The following is a 16,212-nucleotide window of genomic DNA, read 5'->3' on the forward strand; positions in this document are numbered from 1 at the left end:
GGTGGGTGAAGGACAAACCCAGCATTGGGGTGGTGTGGTGGCCGATGCGCGAAGCTGAGCAAGAGGAGCAGGGCGAGCAGGAACAGGACCTCAGCGACGAGAGTGGCGCCGACCGCAGGCGGCGACGCGCCCAGTTCCTGCGCGAACTGCACGAGGCCAAGGCATTGCGCGACCGCGTGCAGCCGCGCCGCGCCCGCGCGGCCCGGATGCGGCAGCAGATGCGGATGCGCACCTTCCGCTGGTAGCCGTCAGTGGCCCGGTCGTGGCTTTCTCGTACGACTGGTACACGACGCAAGAGCGGAAGACCTCTCGCGAAGGCTTTGTTTCTGCCACGATTCCGAGTGGGCGGGGCTCAGGGCTGCGAAACGGTTTCTCCCCCACCCCCAGCTACACCCTCCGGCGCCGGGAGGACTTCCAACCGGCACTTCATCAAGACCAGTGGGAGAGTCACGGTGTACATCGCCGCACTGCTCGCGCGCACCGAAGACGGGTGGAAAGCGAGCGACACGGAGCTCGACGACGTGGAAACGCTGTCGGACCTGACCGATCTGGCCCGCGAGGCCACGGTCGACGACGACACGGTGATCGTCTTCATCGAGCAGGAAGACGCATGGTTCGGCCTCGTCCGGGTGGACGGCGAGGAGGACCCGCGCATCTATGTCTCGGACGCGGCCTCGGCCGCCCGTTCCTCGTACGGAGAGATCCTGCTCACCGACGAACTGCTCGGCCGGGACCCCGAGGATCCCGACGCCCTGGAAGAGCTCGTCGACCTCGACGGCACCGAGGACGGCGAACCGGAGGAGGAAGACGACGAGGACATCACGCTGGACGACACCAGCGCCGTACCGACGGGACCGCTCGGAGACACCAGGATCCTGGTGGACGTCGGCCTGTCCGAGAAGGAACTGCTCGCACTCGGCACCGACGCGCTCACCGAGATCGCCGACGTCCTGGGCGCCGCCGAAGTCCTGGAGACCGTCCAGTAGTGAGTCCGGCAGTGACAACAGAAACACCTGACCCAGATCCGGTACGGGACCGGTGGCAGACGCCCATGCGCCTGGCACTGGACGAGGCGGCACGGGCGGCGGAGGCCGGCGATGTGCCGGTCGGCGCCGTCGTGCTGGCCCCGGACGGCTCGCTGCTCGCGGCGGGCCACAACGAGCGTGAGGCCACGGGCGATCCGACGGCGCACGCCGAGGTGCTGGCCATCCGCAGGGCGGCCGAGCGGCTCGGCGAGTGGCGGCTGACCGGCTGCACGCTTGTCGTCACCCTGGAGCCGTGCACGATGTGCGCGGGCGCGCTCGTACAGTCGCGGGTGGACAGGGTGGTCTACGGAGCGCTCGACGAGAAGGCGGGCGCGGCCGGGTCGCTCTGGGACGTCGTACGGGACCGGAGGCTGAACCACCGGCCCGAGGTCGTCCACGGTGTGCTCGAAGCGGAGTGCTCGGCACAGCTGACGGCCTTCTTCAGGGACCGCTGAAGGCACGGCTGAAGGGACCGCTGAACAACCGATTTCAGAGCACGGCCCGGCGTGGGCTAAGCTCTCTCTCGGTAGCGTGTCCGAGCGGCCTAAGGAGCACGCCTCGAAAGCGTGTGAGGGGGCAACTCCTCCGTGGGTTCAAATCCCACCGCTACCGCTCAGAACGAAAGCCCCGACTCGATAAGTCGGGGCTTTCGTGTTGCGCCGCTCATTTTCCCGCTGAGTAAGTGATCACATCCGGCCAACCCTGAACCGGCCGTCTGTACGGATAGACTGCCGCGTCACGCGAGCGCGCAGGGTACCGGCGGGGAGGCCGCACAGATGGTGCAAACGAAGAAGATAGCTCTCTACATGGTCGTCGTCTTCGTGCTGTACACGATCATCACTTCCCCTTCCAGGGCGGCCGATCTCGTGCAGGTAGGCTTCGAAGGCGTGTCCAGTGCCGCCCAGGGCGTCGGTGAGTTCATGTCCGAACTGGTCCAGTGAGCAGGCGCCCTCCCCATCGAAGCTCGTATCGAAGGAGTGCCCCTTGATCCGCCATCTGGTCCTCTTCAAGCTCAACGAGGGCGTCGAGCGCGACGAGCCGCGCGTCGTCGCGGGCGTGAAGGCCTTCCAGGAGCTTGACGGGGTCGTCCCCGAGCTGGAGTTCTGGGAGTGCGCCTGGAACATCACCGACCGGCCCATCGCGTACGACTTCGCCATCAACTCGGCGGTCCAGGACCGCGATGCCCTCAAGCGATACATCGAACACCCGGCCCACCAGGCGGCCGCCGGACAGTGGCGCGAATTCGCCACGTGGGTGATCGCCGACTACGAATTCTGAGCCCCCGGAACACGAGGCCCCGCACCGTGCAGGTGCGGGGCTTTTGCGTGCGTATGCCCCAACTTGCCGTCAACACGGAGCTATACGGTGCTTGCACACAGTGCACATGTCTTGTGATGCTATGACCGCTTTTGACGGATGGGTTGATCGTGATTGACCGAGAAAAGGGGTGGCGCGACCGTGCCGGCCAGTACAGCGCCTCAGGCTCCGCCCCAGCAGGTCCAGCAGCAGTCCCAGCAGCTGCCCCCGCTCCCGCCTGAGACCGCCCCCGCCAAGAGCCGTGGCGCGGACACCAGGGCGCTGACTCAGGTGCTGTTCGGCGAACTCAAGGGCCTGACCCCTGGCACGCCGGAACACGCCCGCGTGCGCGGAGCGCTCATCGAGGCGAATCTGCCGTTGGTGCGCTACGCCGCGGCCCGGTTCCGTAGCCGCAACGAGCCGATGGAGGACGTCGTACAGGTCGGCACGATCGGGCTCATCAACGCGATCGACCGGTTCGACCCGGACCGCGGCGTGCAGTTCCCGACGTTCGCGATGCCGACCGTCGTGGGCGAGATCAAGCGGTACTTCCGCGACAACGTCAGGACCGTGCACGTGCCTCGCCGGCTGCACGAGCTGTGGGTCCAGGTCAGCGGGGCCACCGAGGACCTCACGACGGCCCACGGCCGGTCTCCCACGACCGCCGAGATCGCCGAGCGGCTGCGCATCTCCGAGGACGAGGTACTGGCCTGCATCGAGGCGGGACGGTCGTACCATGCGACTTCACTGGAGGCGGCCCAGGAAGGTGACGGGCTGCCGGGGCTGCTGGACCGTCTCGGATACGAGGACCCGGCGCTGGCCGGCGTCGAGCACCGCGACCTCGTCAGGCATCTGCTCGTACAACTGCCCGAGCGCGAACAGCGGATCCTGCTGCTGCGCTACTACAGCAACTTGACTCAATCTCAGATCAGCGCCGAGCTGGGCGTTTCGCAAATGCATGTGTCAAGGCTGCTGGCCAGAAGCTTCGCGCGACTCAGATCCGCAAATCGAATCGATGCGTAACCCTTTCGGGTAATGCCCCGACTTGGCTGAAAAGCCGCACACCCCCTCTTTCCAGCGCAGATTTGTCGACTTGGCGCTACAGCGTGTTGCCGACATGTGACATTCTGCTGGAACCGCGTTTGCCGCAGCCACTCCGCCGGTATTCAGGTGGAGGCTGCTTCCTCCGACGGGAGCGCCCGCAGCTACCGTCAGCGACCTCAAGGGGGTGGCATGTCCGCAGAACAGGGCAGCTCGAAGGTGCTCACGAAGGAAGAAGTGCCCGCCGTGCGCGACACCGTGGTGGCTCCGCCGCCGATCGTGTCGCAGCCGGAAGCCATCGACACCCGCACTCTGTCCCGCTCGCTCTTCCTGCGGCTTGCCGCCTTGGACAAGGACAGCCCGGACCGTACGTACGTACGGGACACGCTCATCGAGCTCAACCTCCCTCTGGTGCGTTACGCCGCGGCCCGGTTCCGCAGCCGCAACGAGCCGATGGAGGACATCGTCCAGGTCGGCACGATCGGCCTGATCAAGGCGATCGACCGCTTCGACTGCGAACGGGGCGTGGAATTCCCGACGTTCGCGATGCCGACGGTGGTCGGGGAGATCAAGCGCTTCTTCCGCGACACCAGTTGGTCGGTACGGGTACCGCGCCGGCTCCAGGAGCTGCGGCTCGCGCTGACGAAGGCCAGCGACGAACTCGCGCAGAAGCTCGACAGGTCGCCGACCGTTCCCGAACTCGCCGTGGTCCTGGGCGTGTCGGAGGAGGACGTCGTCGACGGCCTCGCGGTCGGCAATGCCTACACCGCGAGCTCGCTGGACTCGCCCTCCCCGGAGGACGACGGCGGCGAGGGCTCGCTGGCGGACCGGCTCGGGTACGAGGACACGGCGCTGGAGGGCGTCGAGTACCGCGAATCCCTCAAGCCGCTGCTGGCCAAACTCCCGCCGCGCGAGCGCCAGATCATCATGCTGCGGTTCTTCGCGAACATGACGCAGTCCCAGATCGGCGAAGAGGTCGGCATCTCGCAGATGCATGTCTCGCGGCTGCTGACGCGGACGCTCTCGCAGCTCAGGGAAGGGCTGATCGCGGACTGACGGACCGACCCCGTTGACGGGGTTTCAAATTGACGGAGCGTCAGAGAAACTGGCGCGATGCGACGTCATGGTCTGGGTCATGGTCCGAGGCGTGGTCCGACACGCGATTCGACACGCGGCCGCCGAGGCGCTGTTACGGGCGCCACGGCGGCGGTTGTGCTGTGTCTGGGCGGAGTACTGGTCGCATGCGGCGGCGGGAGCGACGACGACGGCTATGTGGCGGTCGGAGCCGCCGGGTCGGCGCCGGAGCGCGCGCCGGGACGGGCCGTACCGCCGGAGGGCAAGGTCGAGCTGGTGCCGCTCGACGAGGGCAGCGGCGGCGGTTCCGGGGATGCGAGGCGCGGGCAGTCGCCGGCCGGGAGCACGGGCGACGGCTCGGGCGCAGGCGAGGGCAAGCACAGGGACGCTGGGTCGGGGGCGGAGGCTCCCGGCAAGGGCGGCGGCGTGGAGCTGCCCGGCGTACCGGGCGGTGGTGGAGGCGACGGCGGTAGCGGCGACAGCAGCGGTACGCCCGGGAAGCCAACCACGCCCGGCACGCCGTCGGAGCCCGATGCACCCGGATCGCCGGGAACCGGCACGGGCACAGGTCCGACCTCGCCCTCCACGCCTGCCCCTCCCCCCGCGCCCGCCGCACTCAAGCTCGGCACGCCCGTGCTCGCGGACGGCGACAAGCGCTGGTGCGAGAGGGTGACCGTGCCGTTCCGCAACACCGGTGGATCACCGGTCCGTTCGGGCACCGTCACCTTCGCGACGCACATCATCGGCGCGCTCGGTGTCGACTGGGACACCAGGGAGTCGACTCAGCCGCTGCCCGGGCCGATCGCCGCGGGCGCGACTGTGAAGAAGACGTACACCGTGTGCGTGGACGCCTGGCGGGTGCCGCTGGGCATGCATGTCGAGACCCAGGACGTCACCGCCGACTGGAAGTGAGCGGTCAGCGAAGTGACCGGCCGGCGAAGTCAGCGGTCGGCGCAGTGAGTGGTCGGCGCAGCAAGTGGTCAGCTGAGCGCGAGCCAGGCGACCGCGGCGAGGATCGCGACGACGGCTACGACGCCGACGATCACGCCGGTCTTCGGACCGCCCGACGACGCTGCCGCGGCCGGCTGCTGCCGCTGCGGTTCGCCGTCGTCTACGAAGGCGCGGAACATCTGAGTGCTGCCCGCCGGGTCGTGGTGACCCTCGGGACCTTGAGGGGCGTGGGGGTTGTGTGCCATGGAGAAGGACCCTAGCGAAGAGGGCCCACCCGGCGACACCCCTGGCCCCCTGATGGCTCGCTGAAGGCTCCCGGATGCGCGTGATCTGCGGCTTTACCGGCTGCGCGGGTGCCCTTGACCCGCCTCGCACGGAGCCTTTTGGCTTCCTTTACCCCTCAGGGCCCGAATTCGTTTGCCTGTAGCAACCAACGGCTTATATGGTTGCCCTAAGCAACAAGATGTACCGGAGGTGCCGATGGCCGCACAGAGCCAGTACGCGGAACTGGCCCGGCAGCTCAGTGCCATCGGCGCCGTAAAGCGGGAACTCGCACGGGTCCTCCCCGCCCACTGCCCGGCAGGATCGGCCGCCGTACTCGTCCTCCTCGACCGCAACGGCGAGATGCGGATGAGCCGGCTGGCCGAGCTCCTCGCGGTCGACATGTCGGTAACCAGCCGGCACGTGGCCCATGTGGCAGACCGCGGCTGGATCGACCGGGCCCCGGACCCCGCCGACAAGCGTTCGCGCATCCTGCGGCTGAATCCGGCGGGCCGGGCGCTCCTGGAGGAACTCTCCGAGCGCTACACCCAGACGATCGCCGCCGCACTCGGGGACTGGTCCGACGACGAAGTCGGACAGCTCGTCACCATGCTGGCCCGCCTGCGCAGCAGCTTCGGAGACTGCCGGGCCAAGGCGCCGCACCACTTCGAGCACGAGCACGAGTACAAGCACGCCACAGCTTCCGCAACACCCGCAACACCCGCGTAAAGCAAAGGAATTCAATGGCTACGACCACACCAGCCGGTGTGCGGGGCGGCCACGCCAAGCAGGGGTCCCACCACCGCTCCTCCGACGGCACGCCAATGACGCACCGGCAGATCATGGAGGCCCTCACCGGCCTTCTGCTCGGCATGTTCGTCGCGATGCTGTCGTCGACCATCGTGTCGAACGCCCTCCCCGAGATCATCAGGGACCTCGACGGCACCCAGAGCGCGTACACCTGGGTCGTCACCGCCGCGCTCCTCTCCATGACGGTGACCACCCCGCTCTGGGGCAAGCTGGCGGACCTGTTCAGCAAGAAGCTGCTGGTCCAGATAGCGCTGGTCATCTTCGTCATCGGTTCGGCGCTCGCCGGTATCTCGCAGAACACCGGCACGCTGATCGCCTTCCGCGTGCTCCAGGGCATCGGCACCGGCGGTCTGGTCGCGCTCTCGCAGATCGTGATCGCCGCGATGATCCCGCCGCGTGAGCGCGGCCGTTACGCCGGCTACATCGGCGCGACCTTCGCGGTCGCGACGGTCGGCGGCCCGCTGCTCGGCGGTGTCATCACCGACACCGACTGGCTGGGCTGGCGCTGGTGCTTCTACGTCGGTGTGCCGTTCGCGGCCATCGCGCTGGTCCTCCTCCAGAAGACCCTCAAGCTCCCGGTCGTCCGCCGCAAGGTCAAGATCGACTGGCTCGGCGCCTTCTTCCTGGCCGCGTCCGTCTCGCTGCTCATGATCTGGGTGACCCTGGCGGGCGACAACTACGACTGGATCTCATGGCAGACGTACGCGATGGTCGGCGGCTCGATCGTGCTCGGCCTGATCTTCCTTCTTGTCGAGAACAAGGCCGCAGAGCCGCTGATCCCGCTGCGCTTCTTCCGTAACCGGACGATCGCGCTGACCTCCTTCGCGAGCCTCTTCGTCGGTGTCGCGATGTTCGGTTCGACCGTCTTCCTGAGCCAGTACTTCCAGCTCGCGCGGGACGAGTCGCCAACGATGTCCGGCGTCCTGACGATCCCGATGATCGCCGGTCTCTTCGTCTCGTCGACGGTCTCCGGCGCGATCATCACCAAGACGGGCCGCTGGAAGGGCTTCCTGGTCGGCGGCGGCATCGGTCTCGTCGCAGGCCTCGGACTGCTCAGCACGATCACGTACGACACCGACTACTGGCAGGTCGCCGTCTACATGGCAGTGCTCGGCCTCGGCCTCGGCATGATGATGCAGAATCTGGTGCTGGCCTCCCAGAACCAGGTCGAGCCCGCCGAACTCGGCGCGGCCAGCTCCCTGGTCACCTTCACCCGCTCCCTCGGCGGCGCGGTCGGCGTCTCCGCGCTCGGCGCGGTGCTGTCCAGCCGCATCACGCACTACGTGGAGGACGGCCTGGCCGCGCTCCACATCAAGCCGGGCGCGGGCGCCGGTGCGGCGGGCGGGAACACCATCCCGGACATGGACGCGCTGCCCGCGCCGATCAGGACCGTGATGGAGAGCGCATACGGGGACGGGGTCGCGGACCTCTTCCTGTACGCCGCGCCGATCGCGCTGGTCGGGCTGATTCTGGTGCTGTTCGTGAAGGAGGTCGCGCTGAAGTCGTCGAACGACAGCGAGACGTCGGAGTCGCCGGTACCGGGATCGGCGCCGGTGCCTGTACCGGCGGCCGAAACCGTCCCGGAGCCCGCCGTTGCGGCGACCGGCAAGACCCTGCACGGCACGGTCCGTACCGCCGAGGGAACCGCCGTACCGTATGCCGCGGTCACGCTGATCTCTCTCGCGGGACGGCAGTTGGGGCGCGCGGTCGCCCAGGAGAGCCGGTACGCGCTGGATGCCCCGGCAGCCGGTTCGTACGTCCTGATCGCCTCCGCCGACGGCTTCCAGCCGCAGGCGTCCACGGTGGTCGTGGGAGACGAACCCGTCGCGTACGACATCCTGCTCACCGGTACGAGCGGCCTCACCGGGACCGTGCGCGCCGCGGACGGCGGGCTGCCGGTCGAGGACGCGATGGTCGTCGTGACCGACGTACGCGGCGATGTGCTGGCCACCGGAAAGTCCGCCGCACAGGGCGAGTTCGCCTTCGGCGAGCTGGTGCCCGGCACGGTGACCGTAGCGGTGAACGCGAGCGGCTTCCGGCCGATGGCACTGCCGGTGGAAATCGGCGGCCAGGGCATCACCCGTATCGAGGTCGCCCTGCAGTCCGGTGCGCTGGTCCGGGGCACGGTACGGGGCGGCGCCGACCGGCGTCCGCTGGCCGACGCCAGGGTGACGCTGATGGACGCGGCCGGGAACGTAGTCGCCACGTCCACGACCGGGGACGACGGGGCGTACGCCTTCGCCGACCTGGACTCGGGCGAGTACACGGTCGTCGCAACCGGCTATCCGCCGGTGGCGGGGGCGCTGACGGTCACGGGCCACGGCGTGGACGGCCACGACATCGAACTCGCCCACCCGGGCGAGTAATTCAGGACCCCCGGCCGGGTGGTGGGCGCGCTTCGAGCGGAGAGTCGCCCCCTTCCTTACGGCCGGTGCGGAAGCGGGCCTCGGTACCGGGGCCGACAGGCAGGGGACGGCCTGTCGGCCCCGGCCGGGGCCCTCGTCATTCGTTCGCAAGGAGAGAAAACGGGATGGGACTTCGGGCAGAGGTACGGACGCGGGACGGCTGGGCCGTACAGCACGCGGTGGTGACCGTGACGGACATGACGGGCACGCAGGTTGTCAGGGCGGCGGCGGACGAGGAGGGGGTCGTCAGCTGCTTGCCGGGGAGCGTGCACGAGGGCGGTTTAACTCGATCGTGTGATGGTCGGCTTCCGGGCTTGCGTCGTCCTGGGCCGTCCGGGTTAACGTGATCGTGTGATCTGGGACGCCGGGTACGGCGTCAGCGTGCGGGGCCCCTGCTCCACCGGAGTGATGGTTCAGGGCCTCCCCGTGGCCTCTGGCCGTACCCATTTGGCCAGGTCGCGTAGGGAACCGACCTCCCGGGCCCGGACCACGCACAGGATGTGTGTCGCCGCCCCGGGGTTGAGTACGCCGGGGACCAGTGCGCCCAAGACCGTTCGGGGCGTGCGGCTGAGCGGACTCACCCCTGCTCAGTCCAGAGGAACGGTGGTAAGGACCGCCGGTCAATTGGCCGGTCCTTACACGGTGATCGTCACGGCCGCCGGTTACGCCCCTGTCGCCTCGACCGCGTTCGTCACGGCGAGCGGGCGCGTGGAGGTCGGCACGGTCGTACTGGCCCGCCGCTGTCGCTGCACGGGCTTGCGCGGGCGGTCGACCTGGACCTCAGGCTATCTGGGGACGGGTCCGGACCCGTGGGGCGGCGTGCGGGCGGCGTTCCGGGCGACGGCGGAGCTGCGGCGCGAGGACTTCGCCATGAACTACAACCAGGTGGTGCGGGCGGGGATCTCGGCGATCGGCGCGACGCTGAGGGTTGAGCTGGACGTGCAGGCGGTGCGGGGAGCGCAGCTGCCGGAGGGGTAGGGGACTCCGGGCCGTACGGCGACACTTCGCCGCCCGTCCAGCCGTCCGTGCCGGGCTGGTCGAGCTCGAAGCGGCTGCCGTGCAGGGCCTGGAAGGCCGCGTGGCGGGGCGGAGCCGCTGCGCGGGGGCTTGTTCCCCGACGCCGCTGCGCGGGACTTGTTCCCCGACCCGCCCCTTCCGGGACACGCCCGAAGGGCGTCCGGGGTCTGGGGCTTGCCCCAGTTCGGGAAGGGGCGGGTCGGGGAAATGAAACGCTCCCCACACCTACCCGCGCGAAGCCATCGCCTCGATGCCCGCGATCAGCGTCTCCAGCGCGAAATCGAAGTCCCGCTCCCGCATCTCCTCCACGGTGTCCCCGCCCCGCGCCTCCATCAAGTCCTGCGCACTCTCGAACGCCTCGCGCAGCTCCGGCGCGGTACGGAACGTGCCCATCGCCTGGGCGAAGAACTCGTCCTGGCTCATCCCCGCCGACGCGCACCGCTGCACGAAGTGCCCCTCGATCGTCCCGAAGCCGTACACGAACTGGAAGACCGCCGAGAGGCCGCCCATCTGCCCGTGCGGCGGCAGCCCGGTCGCCCGCATCACGTCCTGTGCAGCGCGCGAGAACGCCAGCGAGTGCGGGCCGATATTGAGGAACGTGCCGATCAGCGGCGACACCCACACATGGCGGACCAGCAACTCCCGGTAGCTGACGGCCAGTCCCCGCAGCCGGTCGCGCCAGTCGCCCGCCTCGTCCGGCGGCGTGATCTCGCTGAAGACCGAGTCGAGGGCCAGTTCCAGCAGGTCGTCCTTGGTGTCGACGTACCAGTAGACCGACATCGCGGTCACGTTCAACTCGGTCGCGAGCCGCCGCATGGAGAACTTGGCGAGCCCCTCCGCGTCGAGCAGCCGCACCGTCACGGCGGTGATCCTGTCGCGGTCGAGACCGGTCGGCTGCTCGGCCTTGCGGGTGCGTCCCGTCCTGCCCTCCAGCCAGACGCTGTCCCGGGCTGGGTTCTTGACGCGGTCGGCCGCGGACACCATGGGCGCACACTCCTCGTTCTCCCGGCGGGGCGGGCGGCGACGGACCGGAATCCTCCGGTCCGCTCCCCCCTGCTCCGATGCTATGCCGCTGTTACCGCTGAGTCTGCCCGCTCGGCACGGCGCAGCAGCACCGCGGCGAGCAGCCCTCCGGCCAGTACCGCGACCGCTCCGACCAGCTGGCTGGTCTCCACGCCGGAGGCGAACGCGTCCGCGATACGGGCCCGCTCGCCCGCGTCACCCGCACCGGCCAGCGCCGCGGGCAGCGAGGCCGCGCCGACGGCAGTGGGTACGAGTGCGGCGAAGCGGGAGTTCAGCACCGCACCCAGGACGGCGACGCCGAGGCCGTTGCCGAACTCGGCGAGCGTGCCGTTGACGCCCGCGCCGACACCGGCCTTCTCCGGCGGTATGGCGCTCATGATCGCGTTTGCCATGGCGGGCATGGCGAGCGAGATGCCCGCACCCATCACGACCAGGCCGAACAGCATCCCGCCGTAGCCGGAGCCGGACCCGCCACCCAGCACCGCGATCGCGGCCAGGCCCGCAGCCAGCAGGCTCATGCCGGACCCGATGGTTGCGGGCGTACCCAGCTTCGGCAGCAGCCGCGCCCCGATCCCGGTGAGGTTGAGAGCAACGACCGTGAGCGCGAGGGGCGCCGTACGCAGCCCGGCTTCCAAGGGCCCGTAACCGAGCACGAACTGGAGATGCTGGGTGAGGAGGAAGAGCGAGCCGCCCATGCCGAACGCCACGAGAATCGCGCCCGCCACCGCGCCGATGAAACGCTGGTTCCGGAAGAAGTGCATGTCCAGCATCGGGTAGGGGATGCGGAGCTCCCAGAAGACGAATACGCCGAGGACAAGGACGCCGGCTGCGGCGGAGAGCAGGACCTGGGTGGAGGTCCAGCCGTGTTCCGGGCCGGAGATGATCGCGTACACGACGGCGGTCATGCCGATGGTGGAGAGCAGCGCTCCGAGCACATCGGGGCGGTCGCCCTGCTTGGTCCTGGACTCCGGTACGAGGGAGACGACGGCGACGAGGCCGATCACCGCAACCGGGATGTTGATCAGGAAGATCGCGCCCCACCAGAAGTGGTCGAGCATGACACCGCCGATCAGCGGGCCTACCGCGAAGCCGAGCGAGTTCACCGTCGACCAGAGGCCGATGGCCTTCACGCGCTCCGTGTCGTCGAAGATCTGGACGACGACGGCCAGGGTGGTGGTGATCAGCAGCGCGCCGCCGATGCCCATCCCCGCGCGGGCGGCGATCAACTGGGCGCTGGACTGCGCGAGTCCGGCCACGAGCGAGCCGACGCCGAAGAGCGCGAGGCCGGCGACCAGCATCCGCTTGCGGCCGTAGCGGTCGGCGGCGCTGCCCGCGGTGAGCAGGAGGCCCGACTGGACCAGGGAGTACGCGTTGATCATCCACTGGATGTCGGCGGTGGACGCGTCCAGCTCCTTGGTGAGGGAGGGGATCGCGACGTTGAGAACGGTGTTGTCGAGCAGCACCGTGAGCTGGGCGAGGCAGATGACGCCGAGGATCAGCCAGCGCTGGGGGTGGCCCTGGGGGGTGGGGGCCGGGTGGTGCTCGGCGGTCGTCGCCGTCATGCAGGCTCCTTGTTCTTGTACGGTGTACGGGAGATTCCCGTACACCGTACAAGAGAGCCTCGTACGCTGTATATCGAGTTATCGGGTCACTTCGCGGCGGTCAGGTCGTAGAGGGTCGTGCCGTCCACCGTGACCTTGGTGAAGTTCTCCTCCACCCAGGTGGTGATGGTGGAGTTGCCGCCGCCGGGGCCGCCGCCGCTGCCGCCGATGAAGTAGTGGATCTTGCCCTGGTCCACGTACGCCTGGAACTGCGCCAGGGTCGGCGACGGGTCGCTGCCGTTGAAGCCGCCGATCGCCATGACGGGCTTTTCGGTGGCGAGTTGGTAGCCAGCGGCGTTCTGCGAACCGATCGCGGCTGCGGCCCAGGTGTAGTCGTCGGCGTTCGCGGCGATTTTGGCTTCGGCCTCGGCGCTGACGTTCTGGCCGTTGAGGAGCCCGCCCATCCCACCGCCGCCACCGCGCTCGCCCGCTGCGCCGTCGGCGCCGGCACCGGTGCCCATACGGCCGTCGGGGGCGCCCTGTTGACCGGCCTGGTTGCCTTGCTGAGCGCCCTGGCCGCCTTGACCGCCTTGACCGCCCCCGGCCGGGGCCTGGCCGCCATCGGCCGGAGCCTGGCCGCCATCGGCCGGAGCCTGGCCCGCGCCCGCCGGGGGCTGTCCCGCGCCCGCCGGGGGCTGTCCCGCGCCCGCCGGGGGCTGTCCCATGCCGCCGCCCCCGCCGGTGCCACCCGGGCCGTCGCCGCCGCCACCAGGACCACCGCCACCGCCCGGACCGCCCCGCATCGAGGACGCGGGCCCCGCCGTGACGATGGACCCGGTGTGCGCGCTGTCGACCGTGGACACGGCGTACGCGGTCGGCCCCGCCAGCGCCGCCGCGAGCCCGAGTCCCGCAGCCGCGAGGGCGACTCGCCGGTCCATACGCGCCGTTCCCGCCGGCACCAGCCCGACCGCGGCCACCAGCCCCACCACCAGCACCGCCCAGCGCAGCCACGGCAGATAGTCGGAGGTGCGGCCGAGCAGGACGTACGCCCACACGGACGTGACCGCAACTGTCGCGCCCAGCGTCGCCGCCGCAGCGAAGGAACGCCGTTCCTCCCACAGCACGGTCGCGCCCATGCCGATCAGGGCCGCGATGTACGGGGCCAGGGCCACCGTGTAGTACTCGTGGAAGATGCCGGCCATGAAGCTGAAGACGGCCGCTGTCATCAGCAGCGAGCCGCCCCACGCGACGAACGCGGCCCGTGCCGTGTCGGTCCTCTTCGCCTTCCAGGTGATCACGAGACCGGCGACGAGCAGGATCAGCGCGGCGGGCAGCAGCCAGGAGATCTGGCCGCCGATGTTCGTACTGAACATCCGCCCGATTCCGCTCTCGCCCCAGCCGCGACCGGCGCCTCCGCCGACGCTTCCGGTCTCCTCGCCGTTGATGCGGCCGAGGCCGTTGTAGCCGAAGGTCAGTTCAAGGAAGCTGTTCTTCTGCGAGCCTCCGATGTACGGGCGAGAGGCCGCCGGCCACAGCTCGACGATCGCGACCCACCAGCCCCCCGCGACGACCACAGCAAGCCCGGCGAGGGCAAGTTGGCCGAGGCGGCGGCGTACGGTCGTCGGCGCGCACACGGCGTACAGGACCGCGAGCGGCGGCAGGATCAGGAAGGCCTGAAGCGTCTTCGTCAAGAACGCGAACCCGATCGCCGCGCCCGCCCAGAGCAGCCACTTGGTCCGGGCGCCCTCAAGTGCACGCAGCACGCAGTAGACCGTCACGGTCATCAGCAGTGCGAGCAGCGCGTCCGGGTTGTTGAAGCGGAACATCAGCGCGGCGACGGGCGTGAGCGCCAGGACGGCGCCCGCGATCAGCCCGGCAGCGGCGCTGAACCGGCGGCGTACGGCGGCGTACAGCACAGCCACCGTCCCCACCCCCATCAGCACCTCGGGCACGAGGATCTGCCACGAGCCGAGTCCGAAGAGCCGCACGGACAGGGCCATCGGCCACAGGGCGGCCGGGGGCTTGTCGACGGTGATGGAGTTCGCGGCGTCGGACGAGCCGAAGAAGAAGGCCTTCCAGCTCTCGCTGCCCGCCTGTACGGCGGCGGAGTAGAAGGAGTTGGCGTAGCCGGAGGCGCTGAGGTTCCAGAGGTAGAGCAGCGCGGTGGCGAGCAGCAGGGCGGTCAGGGCGAGGCGTACCCGGCGGGGTTCGTCGCGTCGGTGGATGGTCATCGGCCTGCCTTGGTTTCGGTGATTCGGTCAGCGCGCCGGTCGGGGAAGACCCAGGCGCGGAAGAGCAGAAAACGCAGCACTGTGGCGGCGAGATTCGCGGCGACGAGGACGGCCAGTTCGGTGCCGTGAGAGGGGGCGCCGACAGCCACGTCGAGGGCGGCGAGGGAGCCGCTGGTAAGGGCGAGCCCTATGCCGAAGACGACAAGGCCCTGTGCCTGGTGACGTACGGCGCGGTCGCGTCCCCGTACGCCGAAAGTGAGCCTCCTGTTGGCGGCCGTATTGGCGACGGCCGACACCAACAGGGCCAGCGCATTGGCGCTTTGGGACCCCACCCCCATACGGAAGGCGGAGTAGAGCCCCAGATACAGCAACGTGCTCAGGGCGCCGACGACGCAGAAGCCGACGAGCTGACGGGCCAGACCACCCGGTACACCGCTGATCGAGCGGTCACGCGGGTCGTCGCCGAAGGGCGGCGCGAGCCGGTCCAGCGGCAGCGCCCCGACAGCCAGCGCCCGGCCCACGCGCCAGACGCCCCTGAGGTCGTCGACGGCGGTCCGCACAATGTGCACGGTGCTGTCGGGGTCGTCGACCCAGTCCACCGGCACCTCGTGGATGCGCAGTCCGGCGCGCTCGGCGAGCACGAGCATCTCGGTGTCGAAGAACCACCCGGTGTCCTCGACCATCGGCAGCAGCCGCTCGGCGACGTCCGCCCGTATCGCCTTGAATCCGCACTGTGCGTCGGAGAAGCGGGCGGCGAGCGAGGACCGAAGGATCAGGTTGTACGTACGGGAAATGAACTCCCGCTTCGGCCCGCGCACCACACGCGACCCGCCCGCGAGCCGTGATCCGATAGCGAGGTCGGAGTGCCCCGAGATCAGCGGGGCGACGAGCGGGAGCAACGCCTTGAGGTCGGTGGAGAGGTCGACGTCCATGTAGGCGAGTACGGGCGCATCGGACCGCTCCCAGACGGCACGCAGGGCCCGCCCGCGCCCCTTCTGCTCCAGCCGTACGACGACCACTTCGGGCATCACGCGCCCGAGCCGGGCGGCGACGTCGGGCGTACGGTCGGTGCTCGCGTTGTCGGCGACGGTGATCCGGAAGGGATAGGGGAAGGTGCGGGCCAGATGCTCGCGGAGGCGGAGCACGCAGGCTTCGAGATCCTTCTCCTCGTTGTAGACGGGGATCACCACGTCCAGGACGGGCACGGGGGCGCCTGCCATGCCGACGGGAAGGTGCTCCCTGGCCGGAAGGGCCCCCACAGAGGTATCGGTTCGCATGACCCCGAGCTTCGCGACGTGCGCTGTCAGGGCGGTGTGATCCACCTGTGAGTTTCCTGAGTCAACCTCTATGCCGCCAGAGGCTCCTCGGCGACCGTGTTGACCTTGCTGTTGGCTTGGTGGACGGCGGGGTCGTAGCAGGTGCCGTCGCGCCAGCAGGCCCACATCACCCGGAGCCAGGAGCGGGCCAGGATGCGGACGGCGTGGGGGTGTCGCTTCTTGCGGGCCCGGGCGTCGGTGTAGATCTTGGCCGCCCAGTC

Annotated in this window: 15 protein-coding genes, 1 tRNA gene and 2 pseudogenes; 12 read left to right on the plus strand and 6 right to left on the minus strand. The window is 69.5% G+C overall.

Annotated elements, in window-relative coordinates:
* The first annotated feature begins 44 nt into the window (after positions 1-44).
* From J7I98_RS16105 to J7I98_RS16145, 9 genes are all read left to right on the plus strand, one after another.
* Positions 45-245, plus strand: a complete 201-nt coding sequence (locus J7I98_RS16105) for a hypothetical protein (RefSeq protein WP_214921408.1) — start codon at positions 45-47, stop codon at positions 243-245.
* A gap of 207 nt (positions 246-452) precedes the next feature.
* Positions 453-986: a hypothetical protein gene (locus tag J7I98_RS16110; RefSeq protein WP_214921388.1), complete on the plus strand. Its 534-nt coding sequence runs from the start codon at positions 453-455 to the stop codon at positions 984-986.
* Between the two features lie 65 nt (positions 987-1,051).
* On the plus strand, positions 1,052-1,480 hold the full coding sequence (gene tadA, locus J7I98_RS16115) for a tRNA adenosine(34) deaminase TadA (RefSeq protein ID WP_214921389.1): 429 nt from the start codon (positions 1,052-1,054) through the stop codon (positions 1,478-1,480).
* A gap of 70 nt (positions 1,481-1,550) precedes the next feature.
* A tRNA-Ser gene (locus J7I98_RS16120) sits at positions 1,551-1,637 on the plus strand.
* A gap of 164 nt (positions 1,638-1,801) precedes the next feature.
* Positions 1,802-1,966, plus strand: coding sequence for a hypothetical protein (locus J7I98_RS16125; RefSeq protein ID WP_214921390.1), 165 nt, complete (start codon positions 1,802-1,804; stop codon positions 1,964-1,966).
* 43 nt (positions 1,967-2,009) lie between these two features.
* Positions 2,010-2,303: a Dabb family protein gene (locus J7I98_RS16130; protein WP_214921391.1), complete on the plus strand. Its 294-nt coding sequence runs from the start codon at positions 2,010-2,012 to the stop codon at positions 2,301-2,303.
* Positions 2,304-2,483: 180 nt separating this feature from the next.
* Positions 2,484-3,344 carry an RNA polymerase sigma factor SigF gene (locus tag J7I98_RS16135; protein ID WP_214921392.1) on the plus strand — a complete coding sequence of 287 codons (861 nt, stop codon included), beginning with the start codon at positions 2,484-2,486 and terminating at the stop codon, positions 3,342-3,344.
* Between the two features lie 210 nt (positions 3,345-3,554).
* The gene (locus J7I98_RS16140) at positions 3,555-4,418 is read left to right on the plus strand and encodes an RNA polymerase sigma factor SigF (protein ID WP_214921393.1); all 864 of its coding nucleotides are present in this window, start codon (positions 3,555-3,557) and stop codon (positions 4,416-4,418) included.
* Between the two features lie 156 nt (positions 4,419-4,574).
* Complete coding sequence (locus J7I98_RS16145; protein WP_308377820.1) at positions 4,575-5,348, plus strand: hypothetical protein; 774 nt, start codon at positions 4,575-4,577, stop codon at positions 5,346-5,348.
* Positions 5,349-5,416: 68 nt separating this feature from the next.
* On the opposite strand, the gene J7I98_RS16150 is transcribed toward J7I98_RS16145, so the two are convergent.
* Complete coding sequence (locus J7I98_RS16150; RefSeq protein ID WP_214921395.1) at positions 5,417-5,632, minus strand: hypothetical protein; 216 nt, start codon at positions 5,630-5,632, stop codon at positions 5,417-5,419.
* A gap of 235 nt (positions 5,633-5,867) precedes the next feature.
* Here J7I98_RS16150 and J7I98_RS16155 point away from each other — a divergent pair, with 235 nt between their 5' ends.
* From J7I98_RS16155 to J7I98_RS42895, 3 genes and pseudogenes are all read left to right on the plus strand, one after another.
* Positions 5,868-6,377 carry a MarR family winged helix-turn-helix transcriptional regulator gene (locus J7I98_RS16155; RefSeq protein WP_214921396.1) on the plus strand — a complete coding sequence of 170 codons (510 nt, stop codon included), beginning with the start codon at positions 5,868-5,870 and terminating at the stop codon, positions 6,375-6,377.
* A gap of 14 nt (positions 6,378-6,391) precedes the next feature.
* Positions 6,392-8,824, plus strand: coding sequence for an MFS transporter (locus J7I98_RS16160; RefSeq protein ID WP_214921397.1), 2,433 nt, complete (start codon positions 6,392-6,394; stop codon positions 8,822-8,824).
* 164 nt (positions 8,825-8,988) lie between these two features.
* Positions 8,989-9,841: pseudogene (locus J7I98_RS42895) on the plus strand (hypothetical protein).
* A 264-nt stretch (positions 9,842-10,105) separates the two neighbouring features.
* Here J7I98_RS42895 and J7I98_RS16170 read toward each other — a convergent pair.
* The 5 genes and pseudogenes from J7I98_RS16170 to J7I98_RS16190 form a co-directional block, all read right to left on the minus strand.
* The gene (locus J7I98_RS16170; protein ID WP_214921398.1) at positions 10,106-10,864 is read right to left on the minus strand and encodes a TetR/AcrR family transcriptional regulator; all 759 of its coding nucleotides are present in this window, start codon (positions 10,862-10,864) and stop codon (positions 10,106-10,108) included.
* 80 nt (positions 10,865-10,944) lie between these two features.
* Positions 10,945-12,465, minus strand: a complete 1,521-nt coding sequence (locus J7I98_RS16175; RefSeq protein ID WP_214921399.1) for an MFS transporter — start codon at positions 12,463-12,465, stop codon at positions 10,945-10,947.
* Positions 12,466-12,551: 86 nt separating this feature from the next.
* Positions 12,552-14,675 (minus strand): glycosyltransferase family 39 protein, encoded by a 2,124-nt coding sequence (locus J7I98_RS16180; protein ID WP_214921400.1) that lies wholly within the window; start codon positions 14,673-14,675, stop codon positions 12,552-12,554.
* The gene (locus tag J7I98_RS16185) at positions 14,672-15,952 is read right to left on the minus strand and encodes a bifunctional glycosyltransferase family 2/GtrA family protein (RefSeq protein ID WP_214921401.1); all 1,281 of its coding nucleotides are present in this window, start codon (positions 15,950-15,952) and stop codon (positions 14,672-14,674) included. The genes J7I98_RS16180 and J7I98_RS16185 overlap by 4 nt, the downstream gene beginning before the upstream one ends.
* Before the next feature lie 68 nt (positions 15,953-16,020).
* A pseudogene (locus tag J7I98_RS16190) lies at positions 16,021-16,212 on the minus strand (hypothetical protein); the annotation flags it as partial.

Source organism: Streptomyces sp. ISL-98 (assembly GCF_018614055.1).
Classification (GTDB): domain Bacteria; phylum Actinomycetota; class Actinomycetes; order Streptomycetales; family Streptomycetaceae; genus Streptomyces; species Streptomyces spiramyceticus.